Annotated in this window: 19 protein-coding genes and 3 tRNA genes; 11 read left to right on the top strand and 11 right to left on the bottom strand. The window is 70.4% G+C overall.

Going from position 1 to position 20,908, the window contains the following annotated elements:
* Positions 1-167: 167 nt before the first annotated feature.
* The gene (locus tag IF22_RS0112965) at positions 168-2,393 is read right to left on the bottom strand and encodes a glycosyltransferase family 39 protein (RefSeq protein WP_030331616.1); all 2,226 of its coding nucleotides are present in this window, start codon (positions 2,391-2,393) and stop codon (positions 168-170) included.
* 123 nt (positions 2,394-2,516) lie between these two features.
* Between IF22_RS0112965 and IF22_RS0112960 the strand changes: the two genes are divergently transcribed.
* Positions 2,517-3,224 (top strand): glycosyltransferase family 2 protein, encoded by a 708-nt coding sequence (locus tag IF22_RS0112960; protein WP_030331614.1) that lies wholly within the window; start codon positions 2,517-2,519, stop codon positions 3,222-3,224.
* Here the strand turns inward: IF22_RS0112960 and IF22_RS0112955 are convergent.
* Together IF22_RS0112955 and IF22_RS0112950 are read right to left on the bottom strand one after the other, a co-directional pair.
* Positions 3,210-4,103, bottom strand: a complete 894-nt coding sequence (locus tag IF22_RS0112955; protein ID WP_030331613.1) for a transketolase family protein — start codon at positions 4,101-4,103, stop codon at positions 3,210-3,212. The genes IF22_RS0112960 and IF22_RS0112955 overlap by 15 nt on opposite strands.
* Positions 4,104-4,111: 8 nt before the next feature.
* The gene (locus IF22_RS0112950; RefSeq protein ID WP_030331611.1) at positions 4,112-4,804 is read right to left on the bottom strand and encodes a thiamine pyrophosphate-dependent enzyme; all 693 of its coding nucleotides are present in this window, start codon (positions 4,802-4,804) and stop codon (positions 4,112-4,114) included.
* 47 nt (positions 4,805-4,851) lie between these two features.
* Between IF22_RS0112950 and soxR the strand changes: the two genes are divergently transcribed.
* Positions 4,852-5,325 (top strand): redox-sensitive transcriptional activator SoxR, encoded by a 474-nt coding sequence (gene soxR / locus IF22_RS0112945; RefSeq protein WP_030331609.1) that lies wholly within the window; start codon positions 4,852-4,854, stop codon positions 5,323-5,325.
* 28 nt (positions 5,326-5,353) lie between these two features.
* Here the strand turns inward: soxR and IF22_RS0112940 are convergent, their stop codons facing one another.
* Positions 5,354-6,352 carry an NAD(P)H-quinone oxidoreductase gene (locus IF22_RS0112940; RefSeq protein WP_030331607.1) on the bottom strand — a complete coding sequence of 333 codons (999 nt, stop codon included), beginning with the start codon at positions 6,350-6,352 and terminating at the stop codon, positions 5,354-5,356.
* Positions 6,353-6,513: 161 nt separating this feature from the next.
* On the opposite strand from IF22_RS0112940, the gene IF22_RS0112935 reads away from it, so the two are divergent.
* Positions 6,514-6,603: transfer RNA gene (locus IF22_RS0112935), tRNA-Ser, on the top strand.
* A 40-nt stretch (positions 6,604-6,643) separates the two neighbouring features.
* Here IF22_RS0112935 and IF22_RS0112930 read toward each other — a convergent pair.
* Complete coding sequence (locus tag IF22_RS0112930; RefSeq protein ID WP_030331605.1) at positions 6,644-7,534, bottom strand: hypothetical protein; 891 nt, start codon at positions 7,532-7,534, stop codon at positions 6,644-6,646.
* Between the two features lie 301 nt (positions 7,535-7,835).
* The gene (locus IF22_RS34990; protein ID WP_156057529.1) at positions 7,836-7,991 is read right to left on the bottom strand and encodes a hypothetical protein; all 156 of its coding nucleotides are present in this window, start codon (positions 7,989-7,991) and stop codon (positions 7,836-7,838) included.
* A gap of 128 nt (positions 7,992-8,119) precedes the next feature.
* On the opposite strand from IF22_RS34990, the gene IF22_RS0112920 reads away from it, so the two are divergent.
* The gene (locus IF22_RS0112920) at positions 8,120-8,662 is read left to right on the top strand and encodes a YbhB/YbcL family Raf kinase inhibitor-like protein (RefSeq protein ID WP_030331603.1); all 543 of its coding nucleotides are present in this window, start codon (positions 8,120-8,122) and stop codon (positions 8,660-8,662) included.
* Between the two features lie 99 nt (positions 8,663-8,761).
* Here the strand turns inward: IF22_RS0112920 and IF22_RS0112915 are convergent, their stop codons facing one another.
* A complete protein-coding gene (locus IF22_RS0112915; RefSeq protein WP_030331601.1) occupies positions 8,762-9,472 on the bottom strand; it encodes a class I SAM-dependent methyltransferase in 711 nt (236 codons plus the stop codon).
* Positions 9,473-9,685: 213 nt separating this feature from the next.
* Between IF22_RS0112915 and IF22_RS0112910 the strand changes: the two genes are divergently transcribed.
* Positions 9,686-11,521, top strand: a complete 1,836-nt coding sequence (locus IF22_RS0112910; RefSeq protein WP_030331599.1) for a DUF6311 domain-containing protein — start codon at positions 9,686-9,688, stop codon at positions 11,519-11,521.
* 22 nt (positions 11,522-11,543) lie between these two features.
* Here the strand turns inward: IF22_RS0112910 and IF22_RS0112905 are convergent, their stop codons facing one another.
* On the bottom strand, positions 11,544-12,320 hold the full coding sequence (locus IF22_RS0112905; RefSeq protein ID WP_030331597.1) for an IucA/IucC family C-terminal-domain containing protein: 777 nt from the start codon (positions 12,318-12,320) through the stop codon (positions 11,544-11,546).
* Between the two features lie 325 nt (positions 12,321-12,645).
* Here IF22_RS0112905 and IF22_RS0112900 point away from each other — a divergent pair, with 325 nt between their 5' ends.
* A complete protein-coding gene (locus IF22_RS0112900) occupies positions 12,646-14,175 on the top strand; it encodes a peptide deformylase (RefSeq protein ID WP_030331595.1) in 1,530 nt (509 codons plus the stop codon).
* Positions 14,176-14,243: 68 nt separating this feature from the next.
* Here the strand turns inward: IF22_RS0112900 and IF22_RS0112895 are convergent, their stop codons facing one another.
* Positions 14,244-15,359, bottom strand: coding sequence for a globin domain-containing protein (locus IF22_RS0112895; RefSeq protein WP_030331593.1), 1,116 nt, complete (start codon positions 15,357-15,359; stop codon positions 14,244-14,246).
* 144 nt (positions 15,360-15,503) lie between these two features.
* Here IF22_RS0112895 and IF22_RS0112890 point away from each other — a divergent pair, with 144 nt between their 5' ends.
* Positions 15,504-16,274: a CPBP family intramembrane glutamic endopeptidase gene (locus IF22_RS0112890; protein ID WP_030331591.1), complete on the top strand. Its 771-nt coding sequence runs from the start codon at positions 15,504-15,506 to the stop codon at positions 16,272-16,274.
* 4 nt (positions 16,275-16,278) lie between these two features.
* Here IF22_RS0112890 and IF22_RS0112885 read toward each other — a convergent pair whose 3' ends face one another.
* On the bottom strand, positions 16,279-17,517 hold the full coding sequence (locus IF22_RS0112885; protein ID WP_245233620.1) for a hypothetical protein: 1,239 nt from the start codon (positions 17,515-17,517) through the stop codon (positions 16,279-16,281).
* A gap of 239 nt (positions 17,518-17,756) precedes the next feature.
* Here IF22_RS0112885 and IF22_RS0112880 point away from each other — a divergent pair.
* Both IF22_RS0112880 and IF22_RS0112875 read left to right on the top strand, forming a co-directional pair.
* A tRNA-Ser gene (locus tag IF22_RS0112880) sits at positions 17,757-17,847 on the top strand.
* Between the two features lie 35 nt (positions 17,848-17,882).
* Positions 17,883-17,955, top strand: a tRNA-Arg gene (locus IF22_RS0112875).
* Between the two features lie 348 nt (positions 17,956-18,303).
* On the opposite strand, the gene IF22_RS0112870 is transcribed toward IF22_RS0112875, so the two are convergent.
* Positions 18,304-18,645 (bottom strand): hypothetical protein, encoded by a 342-nt coding sequence (locus IF22_RS0112870; RefSeq protein WP_030331587.1) that lies wholly within the window; start codon positions 18,643-18,645, stop codon positions 18,304-18,306.
* A 257-nt stretch (positions 18,646-18,902) separates the two neighbouring features.
* On the opposite strand from IF22_RS0112870, the gene IF22_RS0112865 reads away from it, so the two are divergent.
* Together IF22_RS0112865 and IF22_RS33065 are read left to right on the top strand one after the other, a co-directional pair.
* Positions 18,903-20,015: a ricin-type beta-trefoil lectin domain protein gene (locus IF22_RS0112865; protein ID WP_030331585.1), complete on the top strand. Its 1,113-nt coding sequence runs from the start codon at positions 18,903-18,905 to the stop codon at positions 20,013-20,015.
* 569 nt (positions 20,016-20,584) lie between these two features.
* Positions 20,585-20,908, top strand: a 324-nt coding sequence (locus IF22_RS33065) for an RICIN domain-containing protein (protein WP_167337299.1), incomplete at its 3' end; no start/stop codon positions are given.

The raw sequence follows: 20,908 nt of genomic DNA, 5'->3' as shown, positions 1-20,908 counted from the left end.
CTTCGGATCCTTGCGCGCGGGATGCAGAACCGCCCGGATCGGACTATCCGGGCCTCTGGTCCGGCGGTTCGGTGGCCGTGCTGGTCCGTTCCTGGCCGCCGGGGCGGACCGTCCGAGGTCGACGGCACCGGGCTCCGGACCCGGCGGCGTCCGGTCGGTCGTCCCGCTCAGCGGCCCGGCGGCAGCGCGTAGCCGACGTAGCCGCGGAACTCCAGCCGCCAGCCGGCCGGAACGAGCTTGGCGCAGGCCGCCTTGCCGCCGGTGCAGACGATCGCGTCGACCGAGGCGGGATCTGCCGGCGGTCGTTCCGGCAGCACCGACTGCAACGCCACCAGCTCAGGCGAGCCGCCGTCGGGCTGCCGCAGCAGCAGCCACCACGGGTACTCCCAGTTGTCGTTCTGCTGCACCAACCCGATCCGGCGCGCACCGCTGTCCCGGACCGCTGTCGCCGCCCAGCGGAACTCGTCGGCCCACTGCGGTCGGCGCAGGAACCGGGTGTCCCAGTCCGAGGTGGTGAAGACCGAGCCCGCACCGACCAGCCGGCGCGGGAAGCCGTACGACAGCGCGAGCACTCCGGCCAACGCCGAGGTGGCGAGCACGGTGACCGCAGCCACGGTGGCCACCGAACGACGTCCCCGACCGCCCACCGACGCGCCGCCGGCAGCCGCTGGTGCGGGGTCGTCCGAGCGGCGGCGGAAGAGCGCGTCCAACCAGAGGCCGGCGAGGGGCACGGCGAGCACCACGGCGTAGAGCAGCAGCCGGTTGCCCCACGGCTGCCACTTGATCATCGCGGTGTGCAGCAGCACGGCGGTCAGCACCACCACCGCGTACGCCCGCAGCGACCCGGCCCGCTCGGGGGCGATCTGCCGTGGCCGGCCGAGCGCGATCACCGCGCCGATCACCGCCAACACCCCGGCCAGCGGAAACGCCACCCGGTCCTCGTCCGGGTACCAGGCCGGCTCCGGGAAGAGTTCCCGGCCGAAGGTGATTGCACGGTCCTGCGGATCGACCCCGATCGCCTCGGCACCACTGATGATCACTTCGGCCCCGGCCCGGCGCAGCGGCGCCAGCGGCGTGTCGAACGCGGTGTGCCCGATCCGCAGCGCGTTGACCACCACCGACGCCGGGTCGTGCCGCTCCATCGGGATCGACTCGCGCAGCCGGGGTGGCCCCAGCGGGTGGCCGAACTCGACTGTCACCCGGGCCAGGAACGGGCCGACCACCACGGCCGCGACCACCAGGATCAGCACCGAACCGCCGACCGTGCGGGCCAGCCCGCCGAGCGGCCGGGACCGCCGAGCCGCGCTCCCCACCGCCGGCTCGGTCGCCGCCGCGCTCCCGGTGCGGGCCAGCCGTAGCTGGGCCAACCCCCAGAGCACCAGCAGCGGACCGACAGCGATCAGGCCGCTGGTCTTCGTCACCGCGGTCAGCCCGGTAGCCGCCCCCAGCCCGAGCAGCGTGCCCCAGCCGGTCCGTCGACGCAGCCCGTCCAGCGCCAGGGTCGCCGCGCAGGCCACCCACGCCGCGCAGACCAGGTCGGTCTGCGTGCTGGTCGCCTGGAGCACCACCATCGGCGTGGTCGCCAGCACGAACGCGGTGAGCAACTGGGCCCGCCGGCCACCGCCGAGCTGAGCGGTGATCCGTGCGGCCACCAGGAGGCAGACCACCCCGGCCACCCACTGCACCAGGTTGTACAGGTGGTCCCCGCCGCTGAGCAGGCGCAGGTGCAGCAGCAGGTACTCGGCCCCCGGCGGGATGGTCACCTGCCGGTGGATAGCCGTGGGCCAGAAGTCCAGGTCACCCTGGGCCACCCAGTGCTCCACCTTCGGCAGGTGGTACGTCTGCGAGTCGAAGTTGTTCGGCTCGGCCAGCAGCGCGACCAGCAACTCCACCAGGACCAGCCCGCCGATCGTGGCGGCGAGGAGCCGCTCGCCCGGTCGGGCCGTATGCCAGGTGTCGACCGCCGCGGCGAGCAGACCGGCAGGCCCCCGACCGGCCCGGGGCGGCGCGGGCGCGGGCTCACCGCGCTCGGCGGTCGGGGCGGACACCTCGGAGCCACCACCGGACACCACCGCGCCGACCGGCACCGCCAGCGGTACGGCGGCCGCCGACTGCCCGAGGCGGGTCTCCCGTCGCCAGCGCAGACCTGCCGCCAGCGCGGCAGCGACCAGGAAGAACAGCCAGGCGACGGCGAATGCGGGCCGGGTCAGCGCGTGGGTCGCGCCGAGCACCTCGACGACGAGCACCGCGTACGCCCCGGCGAGCAGGACGGCGCTCACCACGGCGAGCCGCAGCGGTGCCACGGTGCCCACCGTGCGTGGCCTCGCCGCGACGGTGAGCAGGAGCACCGCGGCGGCGGGAACCACCGCGAGCAGGGAGCCGGCAGCCGACATGGCGGAAGTAAACACCATTGATCTGAACCCGCCACGTCGACTGCCCCGCAGTGGCGGTAGGTGATGAACAAACCAACCAGGCTAGGCTATGGCCGACGTGTTGCCGCCACCGTGGAGATCCCCGTGAAGCTCTCGATCCTCATGCCGGTCTACAACGAGGAAGAACGCATCGCGGATGCCCTCAAGCAGGCACTGGCGGTTGACTATCCCTGTGAGGTCGAGCTTGTCGTCGTCGACGACGGCAGCCGGGACGGCACCGGGGAGGTCCTCGGTCGCGCCGACGACGCCCGCCTGCGGGTCATCACCCATCAGCGCAACGCCGGCAAGGGTGCCGCCATCAAGACGGCGGTCGACAACGCCGAGGGCGATTACATGGTCATCCTCGACGCTGACCTGGAGTACGACCCGCAGGACATCCCCAAGCTGCTCGACCCGGTGCTCGACGGGCGGGCCACCGTGGTCTACGGCAACCGCACCTTCGGCAGCCACAGCGCCTACAGCTTCTGGTACGTGATGGGCAACAAGGGCGTCACGATGGCGGCGAACGTGCTGTTCAACTCCTACATCGGCGACCTGGAGACCTGCTTCAAGCTGATGCCGGTGGCGCTCTACCGGTCGCTCGAGGTGCGCTCGCGCGGCTTCGGCATGGAGGCCGAGGTGACCGGCAAGCTGCTGCGTCGCCGGATCCGGCCGTACGAGGTGCCGATCAGCTACCGGGCGCGCGGCCGGGAAGAGGGCAAGAAGATCACCTGGAAGGACGGCGTCGAGGCGATCTGGATCCTCGGGCGCGAGCGCGCTCGTCGCCGCCCCACCGCCTCAGCCGCCAACTGACCCCAGGAACGCGCTGATCGACCGCCGCAGACCGTCGGCGTCCAGACCATGCCACCGGGCGTGGTCGGCCGGATTCCCGTACCGTCGCAGGTCGGTCTGACCCACCCCGAGGGCGAGCAGTCGATGCGGTACGTCCGCCAGCGCCCGACTGACGAGCGCGCTCGACGTCCCCGCCAGGTACGGCTCGACCAGCACCACATCGGTGTCGACGAGCGCCCGCAGCCCCCGCGTGTCGAACGGCCGGGGCGTGTGGGTGTACGCCACCGTCACGTCCATCCCCTCCGTCGCCGCCACTGTGGGGTCGAGCATCGGCCCGACCGCCACCACGAGTGGCGCGTCCGTCCCGCCCCGCCGGAGCACCCGTAGCCGGGCGGCATCCGGGTACGCCTCGGCGTTGCTCTGCTCGGAAAGGCGCAGGTAGATCGGATCGTCGGTGGTGGCGGCGGTGCGCAGCAGCGGCGCCACCTCGTCCGGGTGACCGGGCACCCGGACCGTCCAGCCGTCGCCGAGTGAGTCGAAGAGCGCCACGTCCCCGGGCGACTGGTGGGTGCGGCCCTCCGCCGACCCGTCGTACGACGCGCCGATGCTGACCAGGACCGCCCCCACGCCCTGATGGTCCAGATCCAACTTGATCTGCTCGTACGCCCGGTCCACCAGGAACGTCGCGTACGAGTGCGCGATCGGACGCAGCCCGGTCAGGGCGAGCCCGCCGGCCACACCGATCATCAGCTGCTCCCGGATCCCCACGTTGAGAACCCGGTCCGGGTGCCGGTGCCCGACTGGGGCGAACTGGCTCGCCGAGATGTCGGCCAGCACCAGTGCGGTACGCGGATCCTCGTCGAGGAGCGCGGTGGTGGTGTCGATGAAGGCGGTACGCATGTCGGTCATCAGTTGCTCCCGATGCGGGCGACGACCAGGTGCGGCTGTCGTGGCCGGTGCCCGGTCAACGCCGCGTACAGGGCTTCGTGGTCCCGGCCGTCGACGGTGTCGGCGGTCCAGCCGTTGACGGTGAACCGGCTGGCGATGCCGCCGGCCCACCCGTGGCTGGCCGACGCGTTGTCGACCACGACCGCGGTGAGGCTGTCCAGGCCGGTCGCTCCGGCGTACGCGATCGCCTCGTGGTTGGATCCCTCGTCCAGTTCGGCGTCGCCGAGCAGCAGGTACACCCGGGGTTTGGTCAGCCCCTGGGCGCGCAGGCCGAGCGCGGTGCCGACGGCCAGCCCGAACCCGTGCCCGAGGGAGCCGGAGCCGATCTCGACCCCGGGCACCAGGAGCCGGTCCGGGTGGTGGCCGAGCCGGCTCGCCGGCCCGGCCAGGTCGTCGAGCCAGGTGTCCGGGATGAAGCCGTGCGCGGCGAGCACCGCGTAGTAGGCGGCCGGTCCGTGGCCCTTGGAGAGCAGGAACCGGTCCCGCTCCGGGTCGTCGACGGTGTCGGGGGTGACCCGCAACACCCGGTCGTAGAGCACCTGGAGGACGTCGATGGTGGAGTGCGCGCTGGGTGCGTGTTTCTCGTCGCCGGTCAGTCGGCGGATCAACCCGGGTAGGCGGGCGCTGCTGTCGGTGGTCAGTGCGGTGGTCATGCCACTACTGTGTGAGTTGAAGTGCACTTCAACTCAAGGACCTGGTGATGCCGGATTTGTTGACGATCGGTGAGCTGTCCGCCCGCTCCGGGGTGGCGCCGTCGGCGCTGCGCTACTACGAGCGACTCGGGCTGATCCGCGCCGACCGCACCGGCGGCAACCAGCGCCGGTATGCCCGCGCCGAGCTGCGGCGGGTTGCCTTCATCCGGATCTCCCAGCAGGTCGGCGTCTCGCTCGACGAGATCCGGGAGGCACTCGACTCGCTCCCCGAGGCCCGCACCCCCAGCCCACAGGACTGGGCGCGGCTCTCGGCGAGCTGGCGGAGCCGACTGGACGAACGCATCCGGCTGCTCACCAAGCTCCGCGACGACCTGGACGGCTGCATCGGCTGCGGTTGCCTGTCCTTGCAGCGCTGCACGCTCAACAACCCCGAGGACACGCTGGCCGGCGAGGGCCCGGGTGCCCGACTGGTGCTGCCCCGACCGACGGACGCCCCAACCCCGGCGGGCTCGCTGAGCTGACGGCCGATCCGCCTCCCGGCGGGCTCGCTCAGCTGACGGCTGACCCGCCTCCCGGCGGGCGGGTCAGCAGCACCTTGCCGAAGTGGTCGTTCGACTCGACGAGCCGGTGCGCCTCCGCCGCCTCGGTCATCGGGAGCCGCCGGTCCACGATCGGCCGGATCCGGCCCGCCTCGACCAGCGGCCACACCTCGTCGCGTACCCCCTGGACGATCTCCGCCTTCTCCGCGAGCGGTCGGGACCGTAGCGACGTCGCGGCGACGCTCGCCCGCTTGGCCAGCAGCGCGCTGAGATCCAACTCGGCCTTGCGCCCGCCCTGCATCCCGATCACCACGAGCCGGCCGCCGGTGGCCAGCGCGGAGACGTTCCGCCCCAGGTAGGACCCGCCCATGATGTCGAGGATGACGTCCACGCCGCGCCCGTCGGTGACCCTCCGGGCCTCCTCGACGAAGTCCTGCTCCCGGTAGTCGATCGTGTGCGCCGCGCCCAGTTCGCGCAGCCGGGCGTGCTTGGCCTCGCGCGCGGTGGTCAGCACCGTGACGCCGAGGGCCGCCCCGAACTGGATGGCGAAGGTGCCGATCCCGCTGCCCCCGCCGTGCACCAGCAGGGTGTCGCCCGCGCCGAGCCGGGCCACCTGGACCAGGTTCGACCAGACCGTGCAGGCCACCTCGGGCAGCGCCGCCGCGTCGACCGGGTCGCACGCCGGCACCGGCAGCAACTGCCCGGCGGGGACCGCGACCCGCTCCGCGTACCCGCCACCGGACAGCAGCGCGCAGACCTGCTGCCCGACCGCCCACCCGGCGACCTGGGCGCCGACCTCCGTGATCACCCCGGAGCATTCCAACCCGGGGTACGCCGACGCGCCCGGCGGTGGTGGGTAGTGCCCCTGCCGTTGCAGCAGGTCAGCGCGGTTGACCCCGGTGGCCCGCACATCCACGATCACCTCGTCGGGGCCCGGCTCCGGGTCGGGCACCTCGGCCCAGACCAGCGCGTCGGGACCACCGGGCTCCGGAATCGTGATGGCTCGCATGGGGCCAGTCTTCCCGATCTCACCCGGTGCCGCAGGCGCACCCTCCAGCCCACAGTGGACGGGCCAAGATGCCTGGCCGGCGCAGCGGGGAGGGACGCTGGGCCGCCCGGAGTGAGCCGTGGCAGACTATGCGTGGCCGTACGCCCACGGGTGGCGGTCCAGGAGGGTTCGCCTAGTGGCCGATGGCGCTGGTCTTGAAAACCGGTAAGGCAGCGATGTCTTCGTGGGTTCGAATCCCACACCCTCCGCCACCAACCCGGTGGTGATCAGCTCGGCTGCCGGGGGCGTTGACTACGGGCCGCCCGGCGAGAAGTCGACGTCCGTGCCGGTGTCGACACCGACCAGGATCTGACCCGTCTCCTTGATGCCATCGATGGTCAGATACAGCTCGGCTTCCTTCATGGTGTTCTCGTCCAACGCGAAACGGCCCTTCTTGTCGGCGGGCTGGTTCAATCCCGTCGCGATGGATTCGAACATCGTCCGCAGCAATGCGGTTCGTTCCGCCGCATCCGTGGGCCATTCGCCCGTGAACCATTGCGGTGCCTCGGTCGGGGCATGAACGAGTGGAACGTGAATGGTCCAGAGCAGTTCGTGGGCAAGTAGATCCTCCTGGCTCGGCTCGGACCTGGCTATCAGGCGACGGCTGAGCTTCTTGAGCCGCTTGTGTTGCCGTTTTCCCTGCCGTGTGAAGCGCACGGCCTGCGCCCTCGCCTTGTTGACACCGGCGTTGGTGTTCCAACTCATGACCCCCGTCGCGAAGAGCGCGAGCCCCAGGCACACCGAATTGACGGAATGGAAGATGGCGATCGGCGCTATCCCGAGGGCGGTCGAGAAGGCATAGCTGCAGATGCTCACCCGGCGCATGAACCGGCGGGGGCTCAGCTTGCGGGCAAGCCCCCGGTGGCGTAGCAACTGGCAGGTGAGCGCTGTGACTGTCTGCGCCACCGGCACCTGGTGTTCGGTGTGCAGCACGGCCTGTGGCGAGACGGCATTGAGCAGCAGTCGCTCCTCGAGCTCCATGCCGGTGGTGGCCTTGTCGGTGCGGGTGATTGCCACACCCTCTGCTGTTGATTCGAGTGTGAGGTGTCCCGCTCTCGCCAGTGCGAAGATTTCGGCAGCTGCCCACTGTGGTGCGTACCGCAGAGAGTTGACGACCAGGATGCCGTCCGCGATGACAGTCACTCGGTTCCTCCGTGACTCGGCCTACTGATCAGTCGCCCACACCCTGCCGTCGTCTCTGCCCGGCCGGTGAATATTCCACGGATTCGTTAGCAGTCGAGCGGGGTTGCCGCCTCATATCGCCGACGTCTCGCCGTTATTCAGAGATAGCAGGTTCGCTCGTTGAGGGTCAGCCAAGGTCGGGTAGACGACATCGGCACCGGCCAGGGGATTGATGGTGGCGATACGCTGACGACGCCATTTCCGGAAGCCGGTGGAAGGCTCATTCGGCAGCCCTGTGCTGCCGCTGGGCCCCACGTTCCGGTCACTGCGGAGGGTCGGTGGTCCGACGCTGCTGGCGGATCGTCTCGTCGGCCAGTCGCTCGACCGCGCGTCGCCGTTCGTCGGCGATGGCCTGTTCGTCCCGGCGGCGGAACGCGGTGAAGACGGCCACCACGAAGTCCCGCCAGATGCCGGCCACGATGTCCCCCTGAGGACGTTGCCCGAAACTCCACCGTAGCTCCGGAAAACCACAGTGCCGCTCGTCGGACAGGCCGCAGCGGGGTATGAAGGGGCTGGTATCTCCGCACATCGGAAGGACGCGTCCCCATGACCCTGGAACGACCGATCGCCCCGGACCCGTACGAGTTGCTGCCGACGCTGCCCTCGTTCACGCTCACCAGCGACGACGTGCAGAACGGCGAGCCGATGGACGCCCGGCACGCGCATGGCAGCACCGGGGGCGACAACGTCTCGCCGCAGCTGACCTGGTCGGATTTTCCCGCTGAGACGAAGAGCTTCGCGGTGACCTGCTACGACCCCGACGCGCCGACCGGTAGCGGTTTCTGGCACTGGGTGCTGGTGAACCTGCCGGTCAGCGTCACCCAGTTGCCCAGCGGGGCGGGCGGCGCGGCGGGCGCCGACCTCGGCGGGGCGTTCTCGGTGCGTAACGACTACGGCGACCAGGGTTACGGCGGGGCGGCTCCGCCCCCCGGCGACCGCCCGCACCGGTACGTCTTCGCGGTGCACGCCGTGGACGTCGAGCGCCTCGACCTGACCCCGGACGCCACCCCCGCCTACGTGGGCTTCAACCTCACGTTCCACACCCTGGCGAGAGCGGTAATCCGCCCCACGTACCAGATCAAGGAGTAACCGCCGCCCAGCCGCCGCGATCTTGCACTTTCTGTCCCGACTTTCTCGACATAAAGGGCATAGCGACGACCGAAAGCGCAAGATCGCGCGGCGGTGGGGTCAGGAGGGGACTCGGGCCACGGCGAAGACGGACTGGCCGAAGGGTGGGAGGACCAGTTGCTCGGCGGCCTTGGTGGCGGGCAGGACGAGGGTGTCGTACACCTTGACCATCGGGCCCTCCTTCGGCATCAGCCGGAAGACCTTGGTGGCCATGAAGTAGCCGATCAGCCCGAGCGCGTTCGCGTAGTGGATCTTCTCGACGGTCAGGCCGGCGTCGGCCATCGCCGCACCGAGCGTCTTCTTGGTGTAGCGGCGGACGTGCCCGGTGGCGATGTCGGCCGGGCCCATCGCGAACTGGAACGCGGGCACGATGATGATCACGGCGCCGCCGGGTCGGACCAGGTCGCGCATGCTCCGCAGCGCGCCCACGTGGTCCTCGATGTGCTCCAGGACGTTGTACGAGACCGCAGCGCTGTAGTCGCCCCGGCCGTTGTGCGGCAGCAGCATCTGCCGGACGTCGATGTTCGGACGGTCGGCGAGGCGCTCCTTGAGCTGCACCAGCCGGTCCGGGTCGGCCTCGGTGGCGGTGAACCGGGGCAGCCGCTCTGACCATTCCAGCGCGTAGTCACCAAGGCCGCTGCCGATCTCGATCGGGTCGTCGCCGAGGTACGGCACGGCCAGCTCGATGAACCAGCGACGGTGGTTGACAGCGGTTGCCAGGCCTTCCAGCACCTCGGACTGCACGCGCTGATCCCCAGTGATTTCTGCCATGCGTCGATTCCTCACGATATGAACTCGACCCGTGCCTGGACCGACAGAGTGAATCATCCGCTGGGACGGCAGAAGAATCGGGGCATCGGGGTGGCCGAATTGTGGTCGGGGGGGTGGATTCGTGATCGGCGGTCGGCGAACCCGGCACATAGTACGGCAGTACCCCGAAACATGTCACGGCGGTGCCATGCGCTGACTACCCTATGAATTGTCATGACTACTCCTGAATCGGACGTGCCCAGCGGCAGCGACGGCCCGGCCGCCGCGCCGTCGGCGGAGGGGGCCTCCGGTGCCGTTCGGCCTTCCCGCAGGGGGAAATGGGCGGATCTGGCCGCAGTGCTGAGCTTCGTGGTGCTCGGCTTCTGGGTCACCGGTCGACTCTGGCTGGACCCGGGCAGCGATGTGCGGGACAACCAGTCCGACCAGTCGCAGTTCGAATGGATGATGGCCCACGGTGCGCGAGTAGTCACGCACTTTGCGTATCCGTTCCATTCCAATCAGATGAACGTGCCCGACGGCGTGAATCTGATGGCCAATACGTCCGTATTATCCATTTCATTGCCAATGACGCCGATCACCCTGCTGTTCGGGCCGCGCGCGTCATTCCTGGTCTTTCTCACCGTCGGCATGATTGCCACCGCCACGGCCTGGTATTTCGTGCTCTCCCGGGTCCTGATCGGCAGCCGGGGACCGGCCTGGCTGGGCGCCGGCTTCTGCGCGTTCGCGCCGGCGATGGTGTCGCACGCCAATGGTCACCCGAACATCGTGTCGCAGTTCGTCGTCCCGTTGATCATCTGGCGCACGCTACGACTCGGCGAACCGGGCCGCTGGCTGCGCAACGGGGTCCTCCTCGCGCTCGTCATCGTCTGGCAGGCATTCCTCAACCTGGAGATCCTGCTGATGACCGCGATCGGGCTCGGCGTGGTCATCGGTGTGCTCGCCGTCGGCCGCGCGGACATCCGGTCACGGGCCCGGTCCTTCCTCGCCGGCCTGGCCGTCGCCGCCGGGATCGCCGCGCTCCTGCTGGCGTACCCCCTGTACGTGCAGTTCTTCGGCCCGGACGCGTACTCCGGGCTGTCCCGCCTGATCCGCGGCTACTCCAGTGACCTGGCCTCGTTCGTCGCGTACTCCCGGGAGTCCCTCGCCGGGAACGCGCGCACCGCAGCGGGCCTGGCCAAGAACCCGACCGAGGAGAACAGCTTCTTCGGCTGGGCACTGGTGGTGCTGGTGATCGCCCTGGTCTGGTGGTTGCGCCGCTCGATAGTGGTGCTCGCGCTGGCCGGGCTCGGGTTGCTCTTCGCGGTGCTCTCACTGGGTCGGGAGGTCCGCTTCAACAACCGGGGTACCGGTGTGCCGGGCCCCTGGGCGGCGTTGGAGAACCTGCCCATCCTGCACTCGGTGGTGCCGACGCGCTGGGCGTTGGCGATCACCCCGATCATCGGGCTGCTGCTCGCCTACGGCGCCGAACGGGCCCGCGCGTTGGCGTACGCGCACCCGGTGGCCCGGGGACAGATCCGCTTCGTCACCGCCACCATGCTCACGATGGCCCTGTTGCCGATCGTTCCCACCCCGCTGCCGGTGGCCCGCCTCGACCCGATCCCCACCTTCGTGACCAGTGGGGCCTGGCGTCCGTACGTGAGCGGTGGGCGCAGTGTGGTCACCCTGCCGTTGCCGGACACCACGTACGCGGAGCCGCTGCGCTGGTCCGCGTCGACCCGGCTGGACATGCCGCTGGCACGGGGCTACTTCCTCGGCCCGGACACCCGCCCGAACGCCGACCCGCCGAAGGTCGCGCTGTTCGGCGCGGTTCCGCGCCCCACCAGCAACTTCTTCGCCACCATCCGGCGCACGGGCGCGGTGCCGCCGATCACCCCGCAGAGTCGGGTCCGAGCGGTCGACGACCTGCGCTACTGGCGGGCTGGGGTGGTGATCCTCGGGCCACACGAGCACGAGGCCGCGCTGCGTCGGGGGATGACCGAGCTGACCGGGATCGAACCGGTCTTCACCGGTGGGGTGTGGGTGTGGGACGTCCGGTCGTTGACCGACTGAGCCGCGCCGGCCCAGCCCTTACCTAACGGACGCAGCAGCCCTGGCAGACCTTCGGCCGGGGCAGGGTGAAGGCGAGGCAGCAGGTACGCCGCTGCACTGTCGGCTCACCGGTCGGCCCGGGCACCAACTCGATCAGGTCGGTCAGGTCGAGTGCGCCGAGCAGGGTCTCGATGCTCTGCACCGTGGAGCCGGGCAGACCGTCGGCGGCCCGCAGGATGCCGTGCGCGATGCCGGAGGCGACCGAGCCGAGCAGCGTCCGGGTGCCCACCCGGACCTCGGACTGGATCGCCGTGATGAGCGGCGCCAGATGGGCGTCGAGCAGTGACGCGCGCAGTGCGGCGAGTAGCTCCGCCTCGTCGGCGACGACCCGCACCTCCGGCAGGCCGGCGAGCGCCAGCGGGTCGTTCGGCAGCACTGCCACCGTGGTGCCCCGCCGCAGACCCATGGTGAGCAGCTGCCGGTGGTCCTCGAAGTGGATCAGGAGGTCGGCCGGATCGAGCAGTGGCACCCGCCGGGCGGAGGCCCAGCCGAGCACGACCGGCAGCGCGGCCCAGTAGCTGTACGACTTCCAGGCCAGTGCCGCGCAGGCGTGCGGGGTGCCGCCCCAGCGGACGGCGGCGCCGTTCAGCAGCTCCGGCAGTCGGCTGCCGTCGATCAGGGTGGTGGCGGGCGACCAGCCGAACTCGTCCTCGACCAGCAGACCCCGGGCGAGGCCGGGGAGGTCGTCGGTGCCGAACATGGCCCGAAGCGCAGCGGTGACGGGAGCGAGCGGCGTGGTGGCGGCCTCCCACCTCGGCATCACCGCTGTCACCTGAGTCGTCCCCTGTCTCTGTGACCGAGGAGTGCGCCCCGGCGGACGAACGAGTGCCGTCCTGAGCTAAGGCTAGCCTAACCAGACCTGCGACCGTAAGGGAAGGCTCACCTTGGTCCAATCCCGGAGGCGCAGGTCACTCCGCATCCGGCGGGTGTGACGCCTCGGCTACTACCCGGAGCCGATGCTGGGAAACGCCGCCACGCGGCTGGTGTCTTCGGCGAATTGTCAAGCGGTGTGTCGAAAAGATGCCACATGAGTGTGTGCTCGGGCACGGAACGTGAAACTTATATCCCCGGCCACGAGGAAGCTGATGACGACCTCACCCCTCGAACGGGCTGCCGACTCCTTCGCGGCCGAACTCGCCCGGCAACGGACCGGGCGCGGGCTGTCAAAGAAGCAACTGGCCGTTCTGATGGGGTTCGACCCGTCCTACGTGAGCCACGTCGAGGGGCGCCGGCACCGCCCCACCGAGGACTTCGCCCGCCGAGCCGAGGCCGTCCTGGAAGCCAGCGGCGCGATCTGGCAACGCTTCCGGGAGTACGACGACCTCCGGCACGCCCGGGTGGGCCAGCCGCACCGCGGGCCGTACCTGCCGGGACAGTGGCTGCCACCCGGCACCGGCCTGGTCGTGGAACGGGAACTGGCCACCCTCACCCACACCGAGGACGGCTACCGGTGCGTCATCCGCCGGGAGCTGTACAACGCCGGCCTTGAGCCGGTCACCCGCTACCTGGTCCGGGTCGCCGTCGACCGCTACCCGAACGACCCCGGCCGTTCCAACCGGCACCACCGGGAGCACCCCCTCACCTTCGCCGAGCTGCAGATACAGGCCCGCCGGGACGACGGCGGCGGGGACCCGGAGCCGATGCACTGGCGGGCCAAACACGACCGGGACGCGTTCAAGGAGATCTGGCTGCTCTTCGAGAACGGAGAGCGGCGCTTCCCCCTCTACCCGGGTGACCGGGCCACCGTCGAGTACGCGTACAGCGTCGGGCACGAGAAGTGGGGCCTCTGGTTCCAGCGAGCCGTCCGGCTGCCCACCCGGCAGTTGGCCGTACGCCTGGACCTGCCGGCGGCGCTCGACCCACAGGTCTGGGGCGTGGAGACCTCGCTCAGCGCGGAGGAGGGCCCGCTGCGGACGGCCCCGCAGCGTCACGACGAGGACGACCGGGCGATCTACGACTGGCAGACCGACGACCCGCCGTTGAACGCCCGCTACCGGATGCAGTGGCGCTTCCGCGCCCGACCGGACACCGAACCGGACGTCGGACCCGGCGCCACCCGGGTCCGACCCAGCGACCGGATGCGCGGCCTCGGCGTGCTGCAACGCGGCGCCGATCTGCTCCGCCAGCGTGCCCGCCCGTTCGATCTGCCCAGTGAGGAACGGGGGGCCCGGGCCGTTGTCGACCGGCTCACCGCGATCCTGACCCGGTTGGACGAGCTGCACCCGTTCAGCAAGGGAGTGGGGGTCGCCGCCCCGCAGTTCGGCATCGACCGGGCGGCAGCGGTGGTGCGGCCCCCCGACCGGGCGGCGGAGCCGGTCGTGCTGCTCAACCCCCGGGTGGTCGACGCCGACCTGGAAACCGACGAGCAGTACGAGGGTTGCCTCTCCTTCTTCGACCACCGAGGTCTGGTGCCCCGACCGCTGCGCCTGGACGTGGAGCACGCCCGGTGGGACGGCAGCCGGATCATCACCTCGTTCGAGTTCGGCATGGCCCGCCTTGTCGCACACGAGGTCGACCACCTGGAGGGCCGGCTCTACGTGGACCGGATGGCACCCGGCGTGCCGTTGGTGCCGGTGGAGGAGTACCGCGAGACCGCCCACCCGTGGAGTTACTGACCGACGAGGGACCGGGGCGCGTGCCCCAGGGGGCAGGGGCACGCGCCCCGGTGTGGGGGGAGGAACGTCTAGAGGTCACCGAAGGTGTCGTAGCGGATGTGTGGCGGCGGCACGTCGTCCGCGGCGAGCACCCGCAGGGTGGACCGGACCATCCGGGCGGCACCGGAGACGTAGCAGTCGTGCGTGGTCCACGGGCCGTACCGGGCCACCACGTCCGGGATGTCGCCCTGCTCGCCGTCGAAGTCCGGGTCCTCACTGCACGCCGGGGTGACCGACAACCACGGGTGTACGGCCACCAACTCCTGCAACGCGGCCAGGCCGTACAGGTCGGCCGCCTGCCGGGCACCGTAGAAGACGTGCACCCACCGGGTCCGGTTGAAGGTGGCCAACTCCTCCACCAGCGCCTTTATCGGTGCCAACCCGACGCCGCCGGCCACGCAGAGGATGTCCCGTTCCGAGGCGCGGTCCACCGTCATCGACCCCATCGGCGCCGCCAGGCGCAGCAGGTCACCCGGCCGCACCCGCCGGACCAGCGCGCCGGACACCCAGCCGGCCCCGGGAGACCGCACGTGGAACTCCAGCACGTTGTCGTCGTTCGGGGCGTTCGCCACGGAGTAGTTGCGCCACACCCGGGGGTGGTAGCGGGGCACCTCCAGGCTCACGTACTGCCCCGCCTGCCAGCGCAGCGGATGCTGCAACGCCCGGCAGGTCAGCACGGCGGTGTCCGGGCCGTACCGCTCGTGGGTCAGCACCTCGGCGTGCCAGAACGGCGGGTCGTCGTCGGCGGCCGCGCCGGCCACCATCAGGGCGGCGATCGCCGCGTACGCCTCCCGCCACGCCTGGTCGTACTCCAGGTTCCAGCCGTCACCGGCGATGCTGCGCAAGGCGTCCAGCAGCGCGGTGCCCATCGTCGCGTAGTGCTGCTCGTCGACGTGGTACTTACGGTGGTCGCGACCCAACGCCCGGAGGAACTCGTCGAAGCTCTCCGGGTCGTCGACGGTGTGGATCGCCGCGATGATCGCTTCGAGCAGGCGGTCGCCCTGGCCGGTCATCTGCACCGGGAAGAGCTGCCGCAGGGCGGGGTCGAGCAGGAACAGCCGAGCGTAGAAGTGACCGCTCAACCGGACCCGGTCGTCCTCGACCAGGGCCCAACTCTCCTTCAGCAACCGCGCGAGGTTGTCCACGGGCGCTCCTTCTCCAGACGGCAACGGATCGGGCGCCCATAGAATCTCCACGGAGAGTGTCGACTGGTCGCACAGAATGTGCGATCGGCTCATGCTGGCCGGTCGGCCATGTCACCGCCGCCGCCCGTCGGGCAGAGTGGTGCGGTGACCGTTGAGCTGACCCGCCCGGTGTCCCGCCGACTGCTGGGCACCGAGACGCTGCTGGTCCTCGGCCTCTCCCTCGGCCAGTCCGCGATCTACGCGGTGGTGTCGATCATCGCGAAGTTGACCGCCGACGGTCCGCTCTCCAAGCAGACCGCCTCGTTGAACACCTCGGCGTCGGCCCGACCCTGGCTGGACCTCACGTACCAACTGCTCGGCATCGTGTTCGCGCTGCTGCCGGTGCTGCTCGCCGTACACCTGCTCAGCCGTGACCCCGGCGACCCGGCGCGGACCCTCGGCCTGGACGCCCGGCGGCCCGGCCAGGACGTGGCGCGCGGTGCCGGCCTGGCGGCGCTCATCGGCCTACCCGGGCTGGCGCTGTTCTGGGTCGCGGCCCACCTGGGCCTCAACGCGACGCTGGTGCCGGCCGCGCTGCCGGACGTGTGGTGGGCGGTCCCGGTGCTGATCCTCGCCGCCGTGCAGAACGCCGTGCTGGAAGAGGTGATCGTGGTCGGCTACCTGGTCACCCGGCTGCGCCAGCTCCACTGGCGGCTGGCCGCGATCATCGCGGCCAGCGCGCTGCTCCGCGGCTCGTACCACCTGTACCAGGGCTTCGGCGCGTTCGTCGGCAACGCCATCATGGGTGTGGTGTTCAGCCTCTTCTACCTGCGCACCCGGCGGGTGATGCCGCTGGTCATCGCGCACACACTGCTCGACGTGTTCGCCTTCGTCGGCTACGCGCTGCTGCCCCGCGAATGGTTCGACTGGCTCTGACCGGTCAGCCCCGACCGGGTCGATAGACGGCCACCGCCCGGGCCGCGAGCCGGTCGGCCGCCGCCGCGTCACCCAGCGCCGCCGCGAGCACCGCCGCCCCCGGCAGCAACCGGGCCACCAGCCGCAACGCCACCCAACCACCGGCCTGCGCGGTGAGCGGCGCGGCCAACCGCCAGGCCGCCTCCGCCGCCCGAGGCCACGCCCCCTCGACCGGGTCGCCCGCCGACTCCGCGGCGGCCAGGGCCGCCACCGCGCTCGCCCGGTCCGGGTGCACCTGGGTCAGCACCAGCAGGTCGACGGCCCGGTCGGGATGCGTCGGATCCTTGTCGTACGCCGCGGCCAGGTGCAGCACCAGCTCCGCATGCGTCCACAGCACCGCGGCCAACTCGGCCAGCGGCGCGAAGACACCGGCAAGCGCGGCGGTCGCCCCGCCCGCACCCGCCGAACGGACGAACCGCCGGGTCGCCAACCGTCCCAGGCCGTCCGCCGACGCGTCCGGATACCGGGTGCGCAACCCCGCCGCCCATCCGGCCGCGCCGGGCCCCAACGCCCGCACCGCGGCCAGCGCCAACAGCTCCGGCGCGAAGCCAGGGTGGTCGAGCACGCGCGCGGCGACCGCCCGCAGCTCCGATTCCGGGGTACGCCCCAGAGCCGGCTCAGCCTGCCGCGCGACGGGCGCCGCCGGTGCCGTGACCTGCTCGGCGACAGGTTCGGGGGCGGGCTCGGCCGGCGTGGTGCTCTTGCGCGGGGCGGCCGCGCGCTTGGTGGCCTTTGCGGCTCTGGCCGGGGTCGCCGCTTTGCTAGGGCTCGTCGCCTCGTTCGGGCTCGTGGCTGTGGTGCTCGCGGCCTTCGTGGGGCTCGCGGCCCTGGTGTTCGCGGCCTTGGTGGGGCTCGCGGCACGTTTGCGCGGTGCCGGCGTGGTCGGGATCGCCTCGGCGGGCGGCTCGGCCGCGCTCCGGGCAGCTGCCTTGCGGGTGGGGGTGGTGCGGGCCTTCGGCGGGCCTGGTTCGTCACCGTTCGACGGTTCTGGTTGACCCGCTGTCGCGTCGGTGGTCAGGTCGGCCGGTGCGCGTCCAGGCTGTCGGGGCAGTGGGCGGTCCGGATCCGGTGGTTGGAAGAGCACCGCCGGGGCGGCCTTGGCCCGTCGAGGACGCGGGCTCGCCGGCGCGGCTGCCGGGGATGCCGCCGCCTCGGTGGACTCCGCCGTCCCGGTCGGCTCCTCGGCCACCGTCGGCTCGGCCACGATCGGCGGCCTGAAGGTGGCCCGTGGGGAGCGCCGACGCGCTCCCTCAGCAGGCTCTCGACGGGTCGACTCGCTGGGCGGCTGCTCCTGCATATCGATGGAGCGTAGTCCCGATCACGCCGTCGCACAGCGTGGAATCACCGAGGGCGGGTGGCCCTGGCGGGCGTACCCCGGAAGTCGTTTTGCTCCCGGTGGGTGGCGACCTGTATCCTCGGGCGCGGTGGTCTGAGGATCACCAGGGAGACTTCGCCTAGTCTGGTCTATGGCGCCGCACTGCTAATGCGGTTGGGGTCTTAAAGCCCCTCCCGGGTTCGAATCCCGGAGTCTCCGCGCGAAAGCCGGGTGTGTACACTGGCTGAGCACAAGCGCCCGTAGCTCAATGGATAGAGCATCTGACTACGGATCAGAAGGTTAGGGGTTCGAGTCCCTTCGGGCGCACAAGATCATAAAACGTCTGGCCTGCGGAAACGCGGCCAGACGTTTTTTGTTGGCCACCCCCGTCGGGCGCTGGCTGCCAGGTTGGTGTCGTCGCTTTCCGTAATCACGCTTGGGTCGTCGGTTGGTGGCCCCGCTCTCCTGGTGGGGGCATTGAACGGGCGTAGGTCTGCGCAGTTCGGGTCGCCGCAATGCGCCCTGCACCGTCAGTTGGTGTCCCCGCTTTGCGGGGCCGAGCTGAGGTCGTCCCGTAGACAGGTGTCCGGTCCCGCAGCGGTCCGATCGTCATGATCGAATCCGTGCGGGACCGGATGCCCGTCTGACAACCCACGTGCCGTGCGCCTCGGCTGATCAGCCGAAGCAGTTGGGCACTGGCGGTGAGCTGGGTGTGCAGTTGGTGGGCCGGTTGCCGGTGATGGCCGTCTTCTGGTCCACGGTGACCTGGCCGCCGTCGTTGAAGATCCCGCCGGGTGCCAGTGTGGAGATGTTGTCGGTGATCTTGCTTTCGGTGAGGTTGAGGGTGGCGTTGTTGTAGATCCCGCCGCCCTGCGAGCTTGAGCCGATGGCCCGGTTGCGGTCGACGTGGGTGCGGCGCAGTACGACGGTGCCGCTGCCGTTGTAGACGCCGCCGCCGTGTTCGATGGTGCTGTTCGTGCTGGCGACGTTCTCGCTGATCCGGCTCTCTACGGCCACGAACTGGTTGATCTGTCGGCTCGGTTGACGTGGATCACCGCCGCCAGCAGGGGCGCGGGCGTCGCGCTGGTTCGGCGCCGCTACCCAAGGGTGCTGGCACGCTTGACGTGGGCGAGGTCAGCGACAAGAATTTACATGGATCGCTGTTAGCGTTAACAAACCCGTCCCAGTGCTGCGACGGCATCGTCATGCCGATGTGGTGACGGTCGCCACGGCCTGACTCCTCGGTCAGCACTACCACTGCAGGGGAGAAATCTATGCGAACGAGGGCAAGATGGCTCGCGGCGACCGCCGCGCTCGGGGTCGTCCTCGCCGGGGTGCTGACCTCGACCGGTCCGGCCAGCGCGGAATCCAACGGCGGGGTACGGGTGATGCCGCTCGGCGACTCCATCACCGAGGGCACCCAGGTGCCGGGTGGGTACCGGATCGGGCTCTGGCAGCGCCTCGTCAACGGTCGGTACACGGTGGACTTCGTCGGGTCGCAGTTCAACGGGCCGGCCAGCCTGGGTGACCACGACCACCAGGGGCACCCGGGCTGGCGGATCGACCAGATCGACGCGAACATCGTCGGCTGGCTGAACACCCAACGGCCGCGGACCGTCCTGCTGCACATCGGCACCAACGACATCCTGCAGAACTACAACGTGAGCACCGCGCCGAACCGGCTCTCCACCCTGATCGACCGGATCACGACGACGGCTCCCACCGCTGACGTGTTCGTCGCGCAGATCATCCCGCTGTCCAACAGCAACCAGGAGGCGGCCGTCCGCACGTTCAACGCGGCGATCCCCGGCATCGTGCAGAGCAAGGTGAACGCCGGCAAGCGGGTGCGCCTGGTCGACATGCACAGCGCCCTCACCACTGGCGACCTGATCGACGGCATCCACCCCACCTCCGGCGGCTACGACAAGATGGCCGCCCGCTGGTACAGCGCGTTGCAGTCGGTGCCCGGCAGCATCGGCGACCCGGGCACCGGCTCCGGGCAGACCAACGCGATCGTGGGCGCGCTGTCCGGCCGCTGCGTCGACGTCCCCGGCTCGTCCACCACCAACGGCACGCAGGTGCAGTTGTGGGACTGTCACGGTCGTACCAACCAGCAGTGGACCTACACGAGCGGCAAGGCGCTGACCGTGTACGGCAACAAGTGCCTCGACGCCGCCGGCTACGGCACCTCCCCGGGCACCCAGGTCACCATCTACGACTGCCACGGCGGCACGAACCAGCAGTGGAACGTGAACGCCAACGGCACCATCACCGGGGTGCAGTCCGGCCTCTGCCTGGACCCCTACAACATGGGCACCGGCAACGGCACGAAGCTCGTCCTCTGGACCTGCACCGGACAGACCAACCAGCAGTGGAGCCGCCGATAGCTCGGGCGCTCGCGCCGGGTGGTCGGACCGCATCCCCACGTTCGACGTCAACAGACGGCTGGACTGCGGGATCAACCACTCCGTCCACCCGGCGCCGCCGACACCGCACGCCGTTGGCGCCGGGTGTCGGTGAGGGTGATGCCGACCAGGACGCCCGCGCTGATGGCCACGGCGCACGGCTCCCCAGGCGATGGGCAAACGTCGATGTTAACGCGCGCTCGACGCCGCCTCAAGGGTGGTGGTCGTGCTCTGGGCGGGGATCTGGGGCGATGCCTGCGGGAAGTCGGTCGAGGGTGTTCCGCTCCAAGATCCGTGGTTCGACGACCGTTGATGTTCCCAGCACGTTACGTCTTGACGAACGGCATGTTATCGCTCACAGTCGATGCCTAAGGACGACGACACCTTGGCTTTCCGGGCAAGCCCTGCCTCGTCGATCTCGAATCAGGCGTGCGCCAGGGCTCGCCGGCATCTTGTTAACGCTAACTTCTTGACGCCTGTTTGCTCGGCCACGCGTCGCGGTACGCCCACCCCGGGCAGGCCGTTCGGCTCTTGGTCATTGGAGGAGGATCATGTCTGCCCTCGATAGGTCTCCAACAATCGCACCGCCGTCGCGGCGGCAACGTTGGTGGTTGCCCCGTCTCCTCGCCGCCAGCGCGGCGGCGTTGATGGTCGGTGGCGCCGCCGTAGCGGTGGTGTCGTCGCCCGCCGCAGCGGCGACCGTCGACACGAACGCGTGGTACGTGTTGATCAATCGCAACAGCGGCAAGGCCCTGGACGTGTACAACCTGGCCACGAACGACGGCGCGCGGATCACGCAGTGGACCCGCAACAACGGTAACCAGCAGCAGTGGCAGTTCGTCGACTCCGGTGGAGGCTACTACCGGGTGAAGTCG

The sequence above is a fragment of the Micromonospora parva genome (genome assembly GCF_000718515.1).
GTDB lineage: Bacteria > Actinomycetota > Actinomycetes > Mycobacteriales > Micromonosporaceae > Micromonospora > Micromonospora parva.
This window is presented reverse-complemented; position numbering and strand designations above follow the sequence as displayed.